Here is a 17,800-nt window from a genome sequence, read left to right as displayed (position 1 = left end):
TCGAAATATACTCCTAGCGGGGAATATATGGTGCGATAGAATAAATAACCGATGATCCCATAGCGTACGAGATGTCGGGTATTTTGCGGTCTGAAATATGTCAGCGTACATTTTGCCCGAAATGATCCGGTGACCCCTAAATGGCAACAAAAAAGACGGCGAAAGAGCCGTCTTGAATCATTAATAAACCCCAGCCCGATTATCCCGAATATCCATGCAGCGGACTTCCCGGTGAAACCTCACTCACCTCACTCCCACATCCGCCTCTATTTTCTCATGATCCCATGCTTTCCCTACATTAATTTTCCGAATCACATCCAAGTTAATCTTGGGTTGACGATCATAGGTTAAGAGGCCGTTGATCTCTTGTTCCACGTCGGTCAACTGTGTATAGCAAAAACCTTGTACCAGCGGGGATTCCAGCAAGGCGGAAACCACCGCTTCATATCGTTCGGCAAAATCCTGATCATCGGTGGCCCCAGAGTAGCCCCAACCTTCCCAGTCGCTCTTTTTGTAGGCGATTCCCCCAAATTCCGTTACCATAATCGGCTCACCTTGGTACGTGTGACCGGGAATATACAGGGGACGTTGTGCCGGCAAGGAGGAGGTCAGATGGTTATAGGCGGCATAGCGCTCTTTTAAAACATGTTTATAAGGATGATAGTCATGGACGGTCAACAGATCCGAGTCAGCGTGTTCCCAGCCGTCATTGGAGACCACCAATCTTGTCGCGTCCAGTGATTTCGTCAAATGAACCATCGCACGTAAATGAGCTTGCTGCTGGGAGTCGGTAAGTAAGTGTGGCACTCCCCAGCTTTCATTGATCGGAACCCAGACCACTACCGAGGGGTGATTGTAATCCCGTTCCACCGCTTGTTGCCACTCCTGTGTCATCCGGCGAACCCCATCGGTTGAATACGTGTAACTATTGGCCATCTCTCCCCATACCAACAGACCTAAACGGTCCGCCCAGTACAAATAGCGTGGATCTTCCACTTTTTGATGTTTACGTACACCATTAAAGCCCATCTCTTTCGTTAATTGTACATCACGGCGAATCGCTTCATCCGACGGCGGCGTCAACAGCCCGTCAGGAAAATACCCTTGATCCAGGACTAATTTCATATAATAAGGCCGGTTGTTTAAACAGATCCGCCCCTGTTCAATCGAGATCTTTCTCATTCCAAAATAACTTTTTACCTGATCCAAGTTCACCCCGTTCCGCCTCAGGGTGAAGGTGACATCGTATAAGTGGGGGTGTTCCGGTGACCATATCCGTCCTTCGTGGTGCACATGAAAATCATTGAGTCGTATCGCCCGCTGTGATCGTTGATGATGGAGTTGAATCAATTCTGTCGCCACTGGATTGCCGTCAAAGGTGATTGCGATCTCCAGTTGATCATCGGGGAGTGGGTTTCGCACTTGATACTCGATCACAATCTCATCCCGGTCAATGTCAGGGGTCATCCAAACGCGCTCCAAATGGGTGGGAGAGACTGCCTCCAGCCAAACAGTCTGCCAGATTCCCGTCGTGCGCGTATAAAAAATCGATTCCGATTCTTCTTTCCAATACTGTTTTCCGCGCGGTTGATCCAAGGCGTCGGAAGGATCTTCTGCACGTACCACTACCTCGTTTTCCCCTTCGCGTAAAAAAGGTGTAATCTCGGCGTGGAATGGCACATGCCCTCCCTCATGGAAACAAACCTGTTGTCCATTGATCCATACCCACGCCCGATAATCGACCGCTCCAAAATGGAGAAAAATCAACTGGTCGTTCATCTGCGACGGGATGTGAAACGTTCGTTTATACCAGACGATATCGTGAAATTCCACCTCCCCGATCCCGCTCAATTGGCTTTGGTAGGCAAACGGAACCCGAATGCCGCGGGAAAAATCCTTCCCGTGAAACCATTCCTCCTTGATCCCCACATCGTGATCATCAAATTCAAACTGCCAGATACCGTTAAGATTGATCCATTCGTTGCGCTGAAATTGAGGACGCGGATAATCGGGACGTGGAAGTTTGCTCATTCTCTGCTCACACTCCTATCAAGGTAAATTGAATCAAGGGGAACGAAGTGACCATAGCGAGACTGGTGCAGTAGGTGCTCGTTTCCCCTTCCGTGACGTTTTCACTAAGTGGCACAGGAAAGGCACTTCGTTTTCAGATATTCCCCTCCATCACCATGAGACTGTTCTCCCCCCTCTTGGACTCCACCCTGCATAAGGGATACTGAATTTGCCTACTTCCATACTGGGCCTGTCATCGGCTCTGTGCTGGGAACCAATCCCTCCACCTGAGGCCAACCATCTTTCCAACGCAATCGATCGATCAACAGGGGACGTCGCGTCGCTCCTCCCAGCAAGTAAGGATTGGTAGGATCGATCCCATGGTAGACAATCCAGTCAGTCCCATCATCATCACGGAACACGGCGTTATGACCTGGGCCGACGAATCTCTTCTCTTTTTCAGCCTCCTGATCCCCAACCAAAACCGGGCTACCGTTGGAATGGAGCAGATCATTTCCTTCCCGATCACGATACGGGCCCTCAATCGCCTCCGCCCGACCTACTGCCACATGGTACGTGCTGGATTCTCCTTCACAGCAGGAACCAAGAGAGACAAAAAGATAATAGTTGCCGTCCCGTTTAATCAGATACGGGGCTTCAAAGGCGTTGCCCGCAATCGGAAATTTTTCGCCTTCCGTTTTTAAACCGTCGTCAGACAGACGAATACCATAAATTCCATGAAAGCTTCCCCAGATAAGCGTGGGTTTGCCGTCATCCACAAAGAACATGGGGTCTATCGAGTTGTCTACACCAATCTCCTCGCTGGTAAACAACGGTCCCTGATCCTGAAATGGACCCGCTGGATGGCTGGCTGTCGCCACACCAATTCCAGGATTAGGATCTCCCCAAGTGGACATCGAATAATAGAGGAGATAGGTGCCCTGATGATAGGCGATATGGGGTGCCCATAAACCGCCCTCCTCTTTCCAGTCCGGCTTGGATGCAAAAGCGTCATCCACATACTCCCACTCTGTCATATTGTCGGAGCGAAGGATCGGGATTAAGTGCGGACCGGCCCCATCCCCCCAATCATCCTCAGTTCCATAAGCATAAAAGGTTCCATCCTCCGCCCGAATCAACGTCGGATCGGCCAAAACCGGCTCAAACACCGGGTTTTCATATTGCGATACAGACTCTGCCACTGTACTCACCCCCATCATTCCTACACCCAGCAATAGCAATCCCAGCGAAATAATCTTTTTCAAATCATACGCACCCTCTCTTTAGCCCTTAATTCCGGAGAGCGTGATTCCTTTGATAAAGAATCGCTGTGCAAACAGAAATACCACCAAAACGGGAATTGCGGAAATCACCGTCGAAGCGGTTAGCTTCCCGAACTGAATGTTGTAATACCCTTGCAGCAATGACAGCCCCACCGGCAACGTCCGCATCTCCAAGCTATTGGTTACAATCAGAGGCCACAAAAAATCGTTCCAGTTGCCCATAAAGGTAAAAATAGCCAATGTAACCAAAGCCGGCTTAGACAGCGGCAGAAAGATACGGCTAAAGATCTGCCAGGAATTTGCACCGTCAATGCGAGCCGCTTCCTCTAGCTCCACCGGGATGCCGACAAAGAATTGGCGCAGCAGAAAAATACCGAATACACCGCCCAATCCGGGAAAGATCATCGCCCAGGGAGTATCGATCCACCCCAACTGATCCACCATGGCATACAAGGGAATATAGTTGAGTACCGGCGGGAACATCATCGTTAACATCAACAGCCAAAACAGCCACTCGCGGCCGGGAAAGCGCATCCGGGCAAACGCATAAGCGGACATTGCGTTAAACAGGAGCATCAATGCGGTGTGGGCAGTGGCGATAAACAAGCTATTGCCAAACCAGCGCAAGATCGGGCTGTTGTCCGTATTGGTCAAAACCTGGGCGTAATTTTCCAAGGTGAAGGTTTGCGGGATCCATGTCAGCGGATTGGCAATCACCTCGCTCTCCGGCTTCAAAGAGGAAGACAATACCCACAGCAGAGGAAAAATCCACACCGCCGCCATCACCAGCAAAAAAACCGTCGTAAAAATGCGCAACCCTCGTTGATTGTTACCATTTTGCATGGTTGCCCCCCCCTTAACGGGAATCCGTCCGGGTATGAAAACGAAACTGAATATAACTGATGACAAGTAGAAATACGGCCATGATCAGGGCCATTGCTGAAGCGGAGCCCATCTGAAAATCAGAAAAAGCGGTCTTGCGAATCAGCATCATCAATACCTCCGTTTCCGTCCCAGGTCCCCCTTGTGTGGCCATATGTGGCTGTCCAAATACGTTAAACGATGCAACAGTCGTCATAATGGTGATAAACGTAAAGGGGCCGGACAGCCCCGGCAGCGTCACATGCACAAATCGTTGCCAAGCGTTGGCTCCGTCGATCCATGCCGCTTCATACAGGTGATCAGGGATATCCTGCAAACCGGCTAAAAACAGAATCATGTTGGTACCTACCGTCCACCAAACAGTGATTACGACGAGCGAAACCCAGACCCACGGGGTATTACTCAGCCAGGGAATCGCTTGATCCAAATAATAATTGACAACTCCAGCGTTGGTATCTAAAATCCACACCCAGATGAGGACAATCGTGGCCACCGAAAACATCGTCGGAATAAAAAAGATAGAGCGAAACCAGTTACGTCCCCTCACATCGGTGTTGACGCCTAATGCCAGCATCAGAGGGATGACGATCAACAGGGGGACGGTCAGTACCACAAAAAAGAGGGTATTTCCAAATGCATTCCAAAATTCCTGAAACTCGATCGATCTCGGCATCCATAGCAGTCGTTGATAGTTTTCAAGACCGACGAATTCAGGCTCCGTCAGATAATTCCAGTTATGAAGGCTGATGTAGATGCCGTAGAATACCGGAACGACCAGAAAAACGATAAAAAAGAGCAGATGGGGGGCAAGAAAGAGATACGGGGTAACTTTACGATGCATCTTTTTTCTCCTCCTTTCCAGGCACAGGGAGCGATGAAAGAGAGGAGAGACTCACATTCATTACCCGGCTCCTCGCAACCTGGCAGGCCAAATGTGGGTAGGGGCATCCCGTATACCACCTTGCCAAACGTAGCTGGGGCCAGCGAAAGAAGTTGTTCTCCCCATTTCATCGCTTCTCCCCTCTTTCGATCTCCCGTTTACCTCGCTGCCGCCTCCGCTTTCTTCTCCCCTTTGTCCGCCGCTTGTTTTAACGCTGTTTTCGCCTCTTTTTTACCCAACAAAATTTCATTGAGCGCTTCTTCCGCTGGTACCCACACATCTACATAGGTGGGGGAGGGATACGGGAACACCAATGTATCTACATCGGCAAAATGCGACTGGAATTTTATATCTTGAAACTCCTCGCTCTCCCGCACCGAGTTTTTCGCTGGAATTTGCCCGGCATGAGCCCATTCGATACTATGGTCGGTCACGTATTCGATAAAGGTCATCGCCGCTTCAATCCGCTTAGGATCCGTTTTTTTCTGTCGTGGTAGCACAAAATTGTGGGAACCGGCCCAAGTGGCCGACTTCTCGCCAAAGGTAGGCATCGGAGCTACATCGAAGTTGAGTCCCTTCTGTTCCTTGAAGGCGTTGATCATCCAAATCCCGTTGATATGCATCGCCGCTTTTCCCTGACGGAAAAGCGTTACTTCCCCATCCTGTTGAATGTTTTTGGGAGAGACTTGATGCTCACTGATAAAGCTCTCCAACAACTGGGCGGCTTTTACCCCTTCCGGGCTGTTGTACAAAGCTTTTAAGCCGTCCTTCGATACCGCCTCCCCACCCATTTGATACAGCGTCGAAAAGTAGATCATACCACTGGGCCACTTGATAGGCATGGGAAAGCCCCACTGATCGATCTTGCCGTCACGATTGCCATCGATTGTCGTCGCTTCTGCCACTTCCAAGAATTCCTCCATGGTTGCAGGCGGCTTCTCAAATCCTGCTTCCTTTAACAAGTCGACGTTATAGTAAAGACCGATCGGATGGACATCGAGGGGAATGGCATACCGCTGATCCTTATACATGCCCGCCTCCCATACCGCAGGCAAAAAGTCTTCTTCTTTTAGCTCAAAATCCTGGATATACTCATCAATCGGCATGATCACGCCCAAATCTGCTTGCTTCGGCAACTGATCCACATGCATAATCGCCACATCCGGCGCTTGACCGGAGGAGACCACCGTCCGGATTTTATCGTAATATTCGCCCCAAGGCATAGTTTGGGCTTTGATTTGAATCTCGCCTTTGTGTTCTTGATTAAATTGGTCGATGATCCGTTTCATATCTTCTCCATCCGGACCGGTAAACCCATTCCAAAAGGTGAGTGTTAACTCCCCTCCATCCGCTACCTGCTTCCCCCCGGAACACGCCGGCAACAATGCGATCACCGCAACCAACAGCAGTATCCAGCCTTTGCTCCACTTCATCTTCTGCATCTTCAACCTCTCCTTTGTGGAGTGATGGTGTAAAAAAGCAACCCGTGCCGCCCGGACCCCCTCAGAGTTGGCTATGCTACTGAATAACTCCCACTGGTAGGGGAGAAATTGTGGCTAACCCAGCGATTGAATCAATCTGTGGTATGCTTCCGCTGCCGGTGTCGAAGTTCGCTGAAACACCTGCCCCCGTTTTTCCAAGCTCCACAATCCCATCGGTTCCACAAACTTTTCCACGGGATCGCTGCTTTCCCGGTAATCCCAATTAATCAAATCAAACAAGGGCCACCACGTATAACCGATGATGGGGATCGACTTCCGCATCTCCCTGATCGATTTCGTCGATTGTTCCAACCAATGAAGACGCTGGGCCGCAGAGCCATTGGTACTGGTCTCCGTCAGCATGATCGGCCTTTGATAACGCTGATAATAGCTTTGCAACAGCTGCTCCAACGCCCATGTTCCACCCCATCCATCGGTAAAAACCTTCTCTCCCTGTAGAGACACTTCTTGAACCGAAAGGTCGGGGTAATAGTTAAGCCCCATCACATCCACTTCGATCGCATGTGTGACAAACCAGTCAAAATCCGCTTCCGACACGCCGTTTACACGCAACCACTCATAGAGTGGATGGGAGGAATCAACTCGACCGGTGATCCAATCGAAGTAGAGAAAGCGAAGTGCCTGCTGATGCTCAATCCATGGCTGCATAGAGTGATCCTTTGTCACCAGCAACCCGGTTGCTTCTACATGGACCATGACGCTGTTCGGCTGTATCGCTTTCAACGTACGGACCGTTTCCACCGCCCCGCGGGCCAACTGCTTCATCAGCCGTATAAAACCGTCATCCCCGGTATCATAGGGAGGCCAACGGCCTGTTCGACCACAAAACTCCGCATGGATAAACGGCTCATTTAAAGGTGTGTACATCTGGACAAAATCGCCGTAACGCTGAGCGAAAGCCCCTACGTAAGCGCTTACATATTTCGGGTAATCACGATGAAGAAACGCATCCTTCATCCACAGGGGAGTGCCATAATGAACCAGGTCGATGATTGGCTTCAATCCTTTTGTCTGCATCCATGCCATCACCTCATCCACCCATTCCCATCGAAACCTATCCGGCTGTGGATGAACCTTGTACCAAGGGATTCCATAGCGAATAAAATCGACTCCTAACTCCTGACACAACGCCAAATCATTTCGCCACTGTCCGTCATGTTGGGTCAACTCGTACTCGTCCAATCGGCGGCGGCCCGGTTCGCTCTGAGGAACGAACGTATCTTCAATCCCGACTCCCCATTGAAACTTCTCCATTCGCTTCACCCCGCTGTCGATGCAACTCTGTTAAATATTCAATAAAACATAAATTATATCGAACTATATTAAAACTTTGCTCAAAAAAAGGGGGAGCTTATTTCCGCTGGTAATGGATTCGTAGCAGCAGATCCAGCTCATAATTGCCGAAGCGTCGCCCAAATAGGTTGATTCCACCGATATTGTCCGCTTCGTCTTTCACCCCTAAACGAACCGTCAAATACGATTTTTCATAAAGGTTTAACTCATTTATCGTTATAGGCGAAAGGGGCTCACCGTCGATATAGCTCCCCTTGCCATTGATTCGCCATTTTTTTAACAAACCGAACTGTGTGCTGTCCGTATCCCACCATTCCGGCGTTAACATCCCCCGCTCCCCGCCAAAATCACCAGGGCTCAACCACGTTCCCACTTCCACTCCATTTACCCACAGAGAGAGATCCGAAGGCCATTGCTCTTGATGCAACGGGGCCTCTGAACAGACTTCCATCGTCAGTTCCAGCGACTGCACAACGGAATCTGACGGTGTTTTATTGGGAAAACGGTATTCGACATACCCCTTGCGGAACCAGAGAAGCTGGGCTTGAGTCCGTTCCGGTTCATAAAAGGAAGCAGGATCATCCAACAACCCGATAATGCCGTCCTCAGAGAGCAGCCCACATGTGGGACTTACTTCACAGTCGACAAAGTTGCCAATCGGCATACTGATGGAAACGGAATTATCCTCCTCCTTTTGCCCCCCTTCCATATCGATGACAATACGGTCATAAATGGCAGAACATACCTTTTGCGATCCGCGGCTACCTGGTAACAGTTCGGTACGAATCAGACCGGCTTCTTCCAACTTACGGATATTGACAGTCGCCGAGGAGGCAGGCATGTTAAAGCGTTGACTGATTTCGTTGACATTCATCGGTTGCTTTTGCAGTGCGCGAAAGATATCGATTCGCACTTTGTTGGAAAGCGCTTTTGCAATCGCTTCCATCTCTTCGAGCTCCAACTTTAGTTCTCGAACCATCGCTCGTCTCCCAACATCAAAATCAATTGTTTAACCAAAAATGAATTTAATCAATATTATTTGTATTAAAGCTAGCATGTAAAACAGACTGCCGTCAAGTCCTAAAATACATCACAAAAAACAGAAGATATTGTTATGTGAATAAGCTTGACGAGAAAGCGTAAATGGGCATCACCTCTCCACGCTCTTCCGTTGACCACTCTGGTCTATTCATGATATATTCGACTCGACCAGTATGGTCTAGGAAGAAAAAGGATGTGGGAAGTTGAAAACCTTCGAAAGTCTAGAAGAAGAAAAACGGCAACGAATTTTGAACGCTGCATTGCAAGAATTTGCGGAAAAAGGATTTGATGAAGCATCGACGAACACGATTGTGAAACAAGCCAATATTGGAAAAGGGATGCTCTTTTATTACTTCAAAAATAAACAAACACTGTATGACTATTTAGTGGATTATGCAATAACAACTGTCGATGAACAATACGTGCAAAAAATCGATATGGATAATCGTGACTTTATCGATCGCCTGCAGGATACCGCAAAGAAAAAACTTGCTTGTTACAACGAATATCCACACCTGTTTACCTTTTTAGGAAATGTCTCTTTAAATGAAATGACGTTGTTAAAAAAAGATTTACACGATCGGATGCTCTCGTTACAACAGCTAGCACAAAGCAAAATGTACGATAACATCGATCTGACACGATTCCGCGCGGATGTCGATGTCGAAAAAGCGTTACAACTAATGAAATGGGCGATAGAAGGGTATCAACAACAACTCATGCAAACTTTTCAAGCCCAATCGATCACAAAGATTGATTTTAGCCCCTATTGGGATGAGTTTGATGAGTATTTGGCGGTTTTAAAAACAAGCTTTTACGCATAGGGGGAGTTGCGATGGCTGTTGTACAGACAAATGAAATAGTGAAAAAATTTGGCAAGCAAACGGTATTGAACGGTGTGAACATACAAGTAGAGGAAGGCGAAGTGTACGGGTTCATCGGTCCAAACGGTGCTGGAAAATCGACAACGATTCGCATCTTACTCGGCATGTTAAAAGCGACTTCTGGCACGGCGACCATTTTTGGTCACGACGTGTGGCGGGATGCGGTTGCGATTCATGAACGATTGGCGTATGTGCCAGGGGATGTAAATCTGTGGCTAAACTTATCGGGTGGCGAAGTGCTCGACTTATTCGCCTCCATGAAAAAGCAGTATAGCAAAAAAAGAGAACGTTTCCTCATTGACCAATTCGCTTTAGACGTATCAAAAAAATGCCGCACGTATTCAAAAGGGAACCGACAAAAAGTTGCGCTTATCTCTGCGTTTGCTTCCGAAGCGGATTTGTATATATTGGACGAACCGACGTCTGGTCTCGATCCGTTAATGGAACGCATTTTTCAAGAATGTATCCTCGATGCGAAATCACGTGAAAAGAGCGTATTGCTGTCCAGTCATATTTTGTCCGAAGTTGAGCGACTTTGTGACCGCATCGGCATTATTCGTCACGGTGAAATCATTGAATCGGGTACCTTGCAAGAAATGCGACATTTAACCAGAACCAACTTACGCATGACGACAGTGAAGCCACCTATTCAGTTAGAACAACAACCAGGTGTGCACGAAGTCGTCAAAGAGGGGGATATCGTCACGTTTCAAGTCGATACCGAACATCTCGCATCCGTCATTCAATACGTCAGTTCCTTCGGTGTCACCTCACTCGAAAGTGCTCAACCGACGCTAGAAGATTTGTTCATGCGTCATTATGAAGGAAGTGAGCAACGATGAAAGAATCATACGCCCAAATAGGGAGGATGTCGCGTTTCATCTTAAAACGTGACCGTCTTCGTATCATCATTTGGATAATGGCACTCGCTGCATTCACATTTTTAGTCGCAAGCTCTTTTACAGATTTATATGCGACGGATGCGGCGCGCCAAGGAATCGCTGAAACGATGAAAAATCCGGCGATGACCGCAATAGTCGGCAAAGGATACGGCCTTACTGATTACACGATTGGCGCGATGATGGCCCATCAAATGTTGCTGTTTACAGCACTCGCCGTTGCAGTGATGAATATTTTGCTCGTCGCTCGTCATACGCGCTCCGATGAAGAAAATGGTACGATGGAAATGTTGCTTGCACTGCCGATCGGACGACAAACGAGTTTAGCGGCAACCATGGTCGTCAATGGTGGGTTGAATCTGTTGTTAGCACTCATCATCGGTTGCGGGTTGTACGCACTTCGCATCGATAGTCTCGATTTAGAAGGATCACTTTTATACGGAGCTGCACTTGGTGTCGTTGGGATTTTCTTCGCAGCTGTCACCGCTTTGTTTGCACAATTGTCGGATAATGTGCGTGGTACAATCGGCTTATCCTTCGCTTTACTGGGTATATCTTATGTGCTTCGTGCCGCAGGTGACTTAGGGGATGAAAGGTTAACGACCGTGTCACCACTCGGATTAGCCACATTAACGAAAGTGTACGTCCACAATGAATGGTGGCCGCTTTTTATATTAGCTGGCATCGGCGTTGTCTCTGTCATCCTTGCGTTTTATTTACATCAAAAACGTGACATGGGTGCGGGGTTATTGTCGCATAAAAAAGGGCGCATGCACGCATCCGTGTTTTTACAAGGCCCCGTCGGGCTATTCGCTCGTTTACAACGAACGGCGCTCGTATCGTGGGCACTTGGATTATGTTTATTAGGCGCCTCATACGGTTCGGTTCTCGGGGATATTGAATCGTTTTTTGAACAAAATGAGATGATTGCGCAAATGATGGAGGCGACAAACGGCTCATCATTAACGACGACGTTTGTGACGATGATTATGTCAGTGTTGGCGATAATCGGTACCATTCCTGTCATCACAGCTGTCTTAAAAATAAAAGGGGAAGAGAAAAAAGGCCGTATTGACCATTTTTTTAGTCGCCCGATTTCTCGTACACGTTTACTGAGCAGTGCGACACTACTTGCTTGTATCGTTGCACTTACCATGATGTCACTCGCCGCGATTGGGCTCGGTGTTGTTGGCACGTCTATGATCGAAAAAGAGATGTCTTTGCGCACCTTTTATGAAGCGGGTATGGTTTACGTACCAGCGATACTCGTCATGATGAGCATCACGGTTTTATTAATCGGTGTGGCACCGAAATTGACAGGTTTAACGTGGATCTATTTGTTATATTCATTTGTCGTCGTTTATTTAGGCGGATTGCTACAATTCCCTGATTGGATGGCTAAACTCACACCCTTCGGTCATGTACCACAATTGCCAGTTGAGGAAATGGACTGGATGGCGATGATCACACTGCTCATGATTGCTGTCGGATGCACAGCGATCGGTTTCAGCGGCTATCAGAAGCGTGATATACAATGAATCCGGCTTGATGTTTTCGGATCTGTTTAGGCATCGACCCTTGCAGATGTGAGTAAATGGCCCAGGAAGTCACTTCGAGGTGAGACTGTTCAAATAACTGAAAACGTCGTTTAAGTTGGTAAGCTTTACCAAATCAGAACAAGCGTCTTTGATATTTACTACGAGCGAAATTGCAAAAACCCGTCTCCCCAATTGAGGAGCCGGGTTTTCCATATCGGTTTACGGAAAGCGTGGGAACTTGCCGAAGTCCGGTTTCCGTTTCTCTTTAAAGGCGTCGCGTCCTTCTTTGGCTTCATCGGTGGTGTAATAGAGCAGGGTAGCATCACCGCCAAATTGTTGTAAACCGGCTAGGCCGTCGGTGTCGGCGTTAAAGGAGGCTTTAAGAAAGCGCAGTGCCGTAGGGGATTTCTCCAGAATTTCTTCACACCACTGGATCGTCTCTTCCTCCAGCCGCTCCAGGGGAACCACGGTATTGACCAGCCCCATATCCAATGCTTCCTGGGCATTGTACTGCCGGCACAGATACCAGATCTCCCGCGCTTTTTTATGACCGACGATTCGGGCCAAATAACCGGCACCGTAACCGGCGTCAAAGCTGCCCACCTTGGGACCGGTCTGGCCGAAGATGGCGTTATCGGCGGCGATGGTTAAATCACACACCACATGGAGTACATGGCCACCACCGATGGCGTAGCCCGACACCATCGCAATCACCGGTTTGGGAATCATGCGGATCAGCCGCTGTAAATCCAGCACATTGAGGCGCGGGATCTCATCATCACCCACATATCCACCATGGCCCCGCACCTTTTGGTCTCCACCGGAACAGAAGGCTTTATCACCTTCTCCAGCCAAAATGATTACCCCGATGTCGGCGTTGTCCCGGGCACGGGCAAAAGCGTCAATCATCTCCGTCACCGTTTGTGGACGAAAGGCATTGCGCACCTCGGGTCGATTAATCGTGATTTTAGCAATACCATTGTAGTACTCATATTTGATATCTTCGTATTGGCGCAAACTTTTCCATTCGACAGCCACTGTTTCATCCTCCTTCAACATCCCTGAAAGTCTAAAATAAAATCCGCTACTATTGTACCAAAACGGCGGGGTTGTTCGACATGGACCGCATGCCCCGCTCCATCCACCATCTGCAAGCGAGCACCGGGAAGCTTTGTCTTTATCCGTTTTGCAATCCGGCAAAACTTTTCATCCTCTTCCCCTGTTATCAACAGAACCGGCCGGGTAAGCGACTCCAATTTTCCCCACCAGGAGGGTTGTGCACCAGTTCCCATTCCGCGTAGGCTGGCAGCTAAACCCGCCGCAGTCTGGTTTAAGCGCTCGCCTCGGATTTGCTCCCGAACGGCGACAGGCAGCCGCTTTTGGCTGGCGAAAAGGGGAATCTCTTCCCAACGACGTACAAACGCCACCACTCCCTCCGCCTCAATTCGCCGGGCCAACGCTTCATCCCGAACTACCCGCTCCTGCCTCTCCTCCGCTTGCTCCAATCCCGGGGAAGCGCTCTCCAACACCAGCGCCCGTACCCGCTCAGGATAGGTGAGGGCGAAGGAGAGGGCGGTTCGTCCACCAAGAGAATAGCCTAAGACACTGGCCCGTTCCACCCCAATGCGATCCAAGATTCCGGCGAGATCGCGGCACACCTGTACCATCTCAATACGGCTAGGATCTTTTGGTGTAGCGGTTTTACCATGACCGGGTAAATCCACTCGCACCACTTGAAAACGGGTAGCCCAGTCAGTGATCCAAGGATCCCATGTATGGATGGAGCCGGTAAACCCGTGTAAGAGCAACAAAGTCGGCCCTGATCCCTTCACCTGCACATGGTACTTTAAGCCATCCACCGTCACTTCCATGTCGGTGCCTCCTTTTGCAGATATTGCTCTACATCCACCGACACATGGTTCCACCGTTCCCGGTGCATCGCTACATTCACCGACCGAACCGTCGGAACTTCCACCACATGCAAGCCGCCATCTTCCAGTGACCCTCCCACAGCCTCACGGAAATCGTTCCAACTCTTCACTCGTGTAAATCGACCGCCGTACATCCGCACCGCCGGTTCATAATCTAAGCCGAGAGGCGTGCCAAACAGCCGTTCAAAGGAAGCGGAAGACGACCCTTCAGCCTGGGGTAAAAATGAAAAAATGCCGCCACCGTCGTTATTGACCACGATAATGGTGAGATTCAACTGATGCAGTTTCGCTGCCAACAAACCGTTGAGATCATGATAAAAGGAGAGATCGCCGATCACCAGCGCCGTCCGCTCAAAGGAAAACGATGCGCCCAGAGCAGTGGAGATCACCCCGTCAATCCCGTTGGCGCCCCGATTGGCCATAGTACGGATCAGCTTTTGCGGACGAATCAAAAAGCTATCTAAATCCCGTACCGGCATACTGTTGCCGACAAACAAAAGGCTGTGTTCCGGCAGGAGATCGACTAACTCCGAGATCACCCGGCCCTCGGATAACTCCTGCCGCTCCGCTTCCCGCACCATCGCCGCTCGCGCCATCTCATCCAACCGCTGCCATGTGTGCCCCCACTCCTTGGATGCTCTTGCCCTCACCGTAGCCGTCAGCGCTTGAGCCAGTGTAACCGGATCAGCATAAACCATCTCCGCCGCCGTCAACACAGGATCACGCCAGCCTCCATAAGGATCCACCACCACTTGTAAAACATCAGAATACGTTGATAAATACTGGGTCAACGTTTTGGAGACAGGCATGGCGCCAAAACGGAGCACCACCTCCGGCACCAGAGCTGTTTTTGCTTCCGATGTCCGCAAAAAGGCATCATAGCTGTCCAAAATCTTTTCTCCCTGTCCAGGACGGCGCAGTCCGGATAAGGGGTCGGCCAATACGGGAAAACCGGTGACGTCCGCCAATTCAGCGATAGCGGTAGGCAAGTCCGAATCATCTTGAGGCCCGCACACAATCAGCCCCCTTTTTCCATTACAAGCAGCCGCTAAGCGCTCCACTTCTCTTTTTCCAATCCCCCGGTTTCCTTCCATCACTCGAACATATGCATCGGCACGCTCTCCTTGCCGGTACCAATCAGGGGAGGAAAGGTCCAACAACAACGGCTCACGAAAAGGAAAATTGAGATGAATCGGTCCCATCGGCCCGCCGCTAGCGGTGGCAATCGCACGTCCGGCGGCGGTACGCACATATCGCAACAGCTGCTCACTCGCTTCAGGAATCGCCATCTCGCTAAACCATTTGACATGTGTGCCATAGAGGCCCAATTGATCGATCGCTTGGGGCGCCCCCACATCCCGTAGCTCATGGGGGCGATCGGCGGTTAGAACCACCAGCGGCACACGCGCCAGCTTCGCCTCCACAACAGCGGGAAAATAGTTGGCCGCCGCTGTTCCCGACGTACACAGCAAAGCAGCCGGCTTTCCTGTCGCCTTGGCCAAACCCAATGCGAAAAAGCCGGCGGAACGTTCATCTACATGCATCCAAACCCGCAACTTCGGATGGGCTTCCAGCGCCAACGCCAACGGCGTGGACCGAGAACCGGGACTTATGACTGCATGAGAGAGCCCGTTTTTGGCCAGCTCATCCACAAATGCGCCGACATAAGCGGCCAGTGTCCGCGCTGCGCTCATTCTTCACCGGCTCCCTTCAATGCCGACAACATCGGTTGAAACTTAATCTTCGTCTCCTCATATTCACTCTCCGGATCGGAATCGCCTACAATCCCACAACCGGCGAAGAGAAAAGCGCACTTATCTCGCAACACACCGGAGCGGATGGCCACCACAAACTCGCCGTCTCCGTTGCGATCGATCCATCCTACCGGCCCCGCAAACCAACCGCGATCCATTCCTTCCCGCTCCCGGATCATGGCAGTCGCATCCGCTTGCGGAAATCCGCCCATCGCCGGTGTGGGATGGAGGTGACCCACCATCGACAGCAGCGTTGTATCCGAGCGGGTATATCCGGTCACAGGAGTGAAAAGATGATGCATATTTCGTACCGTATACAACGTAGGAGCATCCGGAATTTCAACAGACTCGCACTCTCGTTGGAACACTGCGCGGATCATACTGACTACCGCCGCGTGCTCCTCCCGGTTTTTCGCATCCTGCATCAACTGCTCTTTTAATTGCCGATCTTCGTCTGGGTCTTCACTTCGCCGAATCGTACTGGCCATGCAAGCGGAAAGGAGTTGATCACCATCACGCTTTACCAACCGCTCCGGGGTCGCCCCGACAAAACAGCTGTTTCCCCGTTCCATCGCAAATAAATAATTATTCGTCTGTTCCCGGCGTAGTTGAGATAACACCGCCTCCGGTACAAACGGGTGGGCAGCCTTCAACCGGAGTTCCCGTGCCAATACCACTTTGCGTAGGATGCCGGCACGAATATCGGCGGCGGATTGGCGTACCGTTTCCTTCCAACGTTGGGGGGCTACTTCTTCCACTTCCCATGTAGCCGGTCCCTTGTCCCGTAGTGATTGGCTGGCTCGCTGCAACAGTTCCGCCTGCTCCTGTTCCCATATGCGGGCGATTTCTGTTTCATTTTCATCCGGTGCAATCCAGCGGTTAGCGGTTAGCCAGCATCCATCCTTACGGACGGTAAGCAGGTATTTCGGAAGAACAAAAGAGGCCGAAAGGTGCGTTTTCCAGGTGTTACTCCCCGGCTGTTCCGGGTCAAAAGCAAATCCTCCCATCAATAGGGGTCCTGCTCCCTTTATAAACGGTCCTTCCGTCACTAATCGCTCCAGGCGACGATTCCACTCTTTTTCCACCGTTGTAAAACGGCTACGGGAGGAAGTTTGTACGTCAATGCGGTCACAGACGCCCACTCCTACCAAAGTAAGCATTTCTCCCGGATCAGCCAGTACTCCACGCTCTCCCCCATATGAGTCGGTTCCAGCCGCAAAGAAATCCAAGGGATCAACCGCATCGATGCGGAGGGTGCGGCTGATAAGCACAGCTTGCCGCTGCTGACGTGCCAAAGCTGCGGCCCGTTCTACTCCTGAGCAGTGCTCCAATTGATTGATCGTTGACACAACGATTCCCCCACTTTCTCCGAGCACGGTTGTCCCATACGCAGAAAAGCGCCCCTGTCGAGGCGTGAGGCTGCTGACAAAGCAAGTCACTGAAGAGGTAACTCTCAATGTGTCCGTCAGATCTGGCACCCCTGTTGAGGCATCTTTGTAATGAGACGCGGCCCTACATCTGTCTATCCTGGGCGGCGATTCTTTCGTTTTCTACATCCATGCTCGTGTTTCACTCACGTTTAGTATACAGAATTCATCCGTTCATTTCTACTGATGGCACAGGCTCCCCTGTCCTTCCCACAGCAACGTCATCCCTTATCAGATGATCAGGATTGTTGGATTAGCCAGTATTTGAGCCAGCGTGCTCTTGCTGCTTGCAAAAAAGGAAGGAATTGTCCGCTTCAGCACCGAGACGGAAGCGGACAAAATTCGCTGTCGCTCAATCCGATTGCAGTGCGAGACTTGGGTACGAAGTGACCAAGCAAGGCTTGTGCTGCAAAGCGCCGCTTTTTCCACCCTCGGCATCTTCCGCTGACCCACACAGCAAAGGCACTCCGCTTTCA

At 50.2% G+C, this 17,800-nt stretch carries 15 protein-coding genes; 3 read left to right on the top strand and 12 right to left on the bottom strand.

Annotation, left to right across the window (positions count from 1 at the left end):
* Window positions 1-243: 243 nt before the first annotated feature.
* From C8J48_RS02035 to C8J48_RS02005, 7 genes are all read right to left on the bottom strand, one after another.
* Entirely contained in the window at window positions 244-2,031 is a 1,788-nt protein-coding gene (locus C8J48_RS02035) for a glycoside hydrolase family 2 protein (protein WP_107724713.1), read from the bottom strand.
* Window positions 2,032-2,243: 212 nt separating this feature from the next.
* Complete coding sequence (locus C8J48_RS02030) at window positions 2,244-3,275, bottom strand: family 43 glycosylhydrolase (protein ID WP_245891039.1); 1,032 nt, start codon at window positions 3,273-3,275, stop codon at window positions 2,244-2,246.
* Between the two features lie 18 nt (window positions 3,276-3,293).
* Window positions 3,294-4,136 carry a carbohydrate ABC transporter permease gene (locus C8J48_RS02025; protein WP_107724712.1) on the bottom strand — a complete coding sequence of 281 codons (843 nt, stop codon included), beginning with the start codon at window positions 4,134-4,136 and terminating at the stop codon, window positions 3,294-3,296.
* Window positions 4,137-4,149: 13 nt separating this feature from the next.
* Window positions 4,150-5,016 carry a carbohydrate ABC transporter permease gene (locus tag C8J48_RS02020; RefSeq protein WP_107724711.1) on the bottom strand — a complete coding sequence of 289 codons (867 nt, stop codon included), beginning with the start codon at window positions 5,014-5,016 and terminating at the stop codon, window positions 4,150-4,152.
* Between the two features lie 197 nt (window positions 5,017-5,213).
* Window positions 5,214-6,497, bottom strand: a complete 1,284-nt coding sequence (locus C8J48_RS02015; RefSeq protein WP_107724710.1) for an ABC transporter substrate-binding protein — start codon at window positions 6,495-6,497, stop codon at window positions 5,214-5,216.
* Between the two features lie 114 nt (window positions 6,498-6,611).
* Window positions 6,612-7,811: a family 1 glycosylhydrolase gene (locus tag C8J48_RS02010; protein ID WP_107724709.1), complete on the bottom strand. Its 1,200-nt coding sequence runs from the start codon at window positions 7,809-7,811 to the stop codon at window positions 6,612-6,614.
* Window positions 7,812-7,908: 97 nt separating this feature from the next.
* Window positions 7,909-8,829, bottom strand: a complete 921-nt coding sequence (locus C8J48_RS02005) for an ArsR/SmtB family transcription factor (protein ID WP_107724708.1) — start codon at window positions 8,827-8,829, stop codon at window positions 7,909-7,911.
* Between the two features lie 265 nt (window positions 8,830-9,094).
* Here C8J48_RS02005 and C8J48_RS02000 point away from each other — a divergent pair, with 265 nt between their 5' ends.
* The 3 genes from C8J48_RS02000 to C8J48_RS01990 are packed head-to-tail and all read left to right on the top strand — an operon-like array spanning window position 9,095 to window position 12,212.
* Window positions 9,095-9,715 carry a TetR/AcrR family transcriptional regulator gene (locus C8J48_RS02000; RefSeq protein ID WP_107724707.1) on the top strand — a complete coding sequence of 207 codons (621 nt, stop codon included), beginning with the start codon at window positions 9,095-9,097 and terminating at the stop codon, window positions 9,713-9,715.
* Between the two features lie 11 nt (window positions 9,716-9,726).
* On the top strand, window positions 9,727-10,617 hold the full coding sequence (locus tag C8J48_RS01995) for an ABC transporter ATP-binding protein (protein ID WP_107724706.1): 891 nt from the start codon (window positions 9,727-9,729) through the stop codon (window positions 10,615-10,617).
* Complete coding sequence (locus C8J48_RS01990; protein ID WP_107724705.1) at window positions 10,614-12,212, top strand: ABC transporter permease; 1,599 nt, start codon at window positions 10,614-10,616, stop codon at window positions 12,210-12,212. The genes C8J48_RS01995 and C8J48_RS01990 overlap by 4 nt, the downstream gene beginning before the upstream one ends.
* A 219-nt stretch (window positions 12,213-12,431) precedes the next feature.
* On the opposite strand, the gene menB is transcribed toward C8J48_RS01990, so the two are convergent.
* The 5 genes from menB to C8J48_RS18510 all read right to left on the bottom strand — a co-directional run bounded on the left by menB (window position 12,432) and on the right by C8J48_RS18510 (window position 17,777).
* Window positions 12,432-13,271, bottom strand: coding sequence for a 1,4-dihydroxy-2-naphthoyl-CoA synthase (gene menB, locus C8J48_RS01985; protein WP_211316577.1), 840 nt, complete (start codon window positions 13,269-13,271; stop codon window positions 12,432-12,434).
* Window positions 13,265-14,083 (bottom strand): 2-succinyl-6-hydroxy-2,4-cyclohexadiene-1-carboxylate synthase, encoded by an 819-nt coding sequence (gene menH, locus C8J48_RS01980; RefSeq protein ID WP_107724703.1) that lies wholly within the window; start codon window positions 14,081-14,083, stop codon window positions 13,265-13,267. Before menH ends, menB begins: the two co-directional genes overlap by 7 nt.
* On the bottom strand, window positions 14,074-15,837 hold the full coding sequence (menD, locus tag C8J48_RS01975; RefSeq protein ID WP_107724702.1) for a 2-succinyl-5-enolpyruvyl-6-hydroxy-3-cyclohexene-1-carboxylic-acid synthase: 1,764 nt from the start codon (window positions 15,835-15,837) through the stop codon (window positions 14,074-14,076). Before menD ends, menH begins: the two co-directional genes overlap by 10 nt.
* Complete coding sequence (locus tag C8J48_RS01970; RefSeq protein WP_107724701.1) at window positions 15,834-17,246, bottom strand: isochorismate synthase; 1,413 nt, start codon at window positions 17,244-17,246, stop codon at window positions 15,834-15,836. The genes menD and C8J48_RS01970 overlap by 4 nt, the downstream gene beginning before the upstream one ends.
* 309 nt (window positions 17,247-17,555) lie before the next feature.
* Window positions 17,556-17,777 (bottom strand): hypothetical protein, encoded by a 222-nt coding sequence (locus C8J48_RS18510; RefSeq protein WP_146160434.1) that lies wholly within the window; start codon window positions 17,775-17,777, stop codon window positions 17,556-17,558.
* Between the last annotated feature and the right edge of the window lie 23 nt (window positions 17,778-17,800).

Origin of the sequence: Desmospora activa DSM 45169, assembly GCF_003046315.1 — a bacterium.
GTDB lineage: Bacteria > Bacillota > Bacilli > Thermoactinomycetales > DSM-45169 > Desmospora > Desmospora activa.
This window is presented reverse-complemented; position numbering and strand designations above follow the sequence as displayed.

What these genes read in the sequence shown, in the direction of transcription:
- C8J48_RS02035 (WP_107724713.1), bottom strand. Translation starts at nt 2,031, where the DNA reads ATGAGCAAACTTCCACGTCCCGATTATCCGCGTCCTCAATTTCAGCGC.
- C8J48_RS02025 (WP_107724712.1), bottom strand. Translation starts at nt 4,136, where the DNA reads ATGCAAAATGGTAACAATCAACGAGGGTTGCGCATTTTTACGACGGTT.
- C8J48_RS02020 (WP_107724711.1), bottom strand. Translation starts at nt 5,016, where the DNA reads ATGCATCGTAAAGTTACCCCGTATCTCTTTCTTGCCCCCCATCTGCTC.
- C8J48_RS02015 (WP_107724710.1), bottom strand. Translation starts at nt 6,497, where the DNA reads ATGCAGAAGATGAAGTGGAGCAAAGGCTGGATACTGCTGTTGGTTGCG.
- C8J48_RS02010 (WP_107724709.1), bottom strand. Translation starts at nt 7,811, where the DNA reads ATGGAGAAGTTTCAATGGGGAGTCGGGATTGAAGATACGTTCGTTCCT.
- C8J48_RS02005 (WP_107724708.1), bottom strand. Translation starts at nt 8,829, where the DNA reads ATGGTTCGAGAACTAAAGTTGGAGCTCGAAGAGATGGAAGCGATTGCA.
- C8J48_RS01995 (WP_107724706.1), top strand. Translation starts at nt 9,727, where the DNA reads ATGGCTGTTGTACAGACAAATGAAATAGTGAAAAAATTTGGCAAGCAA.
- C8J48_RS01990 (WP_107724705.1), top strand. Translation starts at nt 10,614, where the DNA reads ATGAAAGAATCATACGCCCAAATAGGGAGGATGTCGCGTTTCATCTTA.
- menB (WP_211316577.1), bottom strand. Translation starts at nt 13,271, where the DNA reads ATGTTGAAGGAGGATGAAACAGTGGCTGTCGAATGGAAAAGTTTGCGC.
- menH (WP_107724703.1), bottom strand. Translation starts at nt 14,083, where the DNA reads ATGGAAGTGACGGTGGATGGCTTAAAGTACCATGTGCAGGTGAAGGGA.
- menD (WP_107724702.1), bottom strand. Translation starts at nt 15,837, where the DNA reads ATGAGCGCAGCGCGGACACTGGCCGCTTATGTCGGCGCATTTGTGGAT.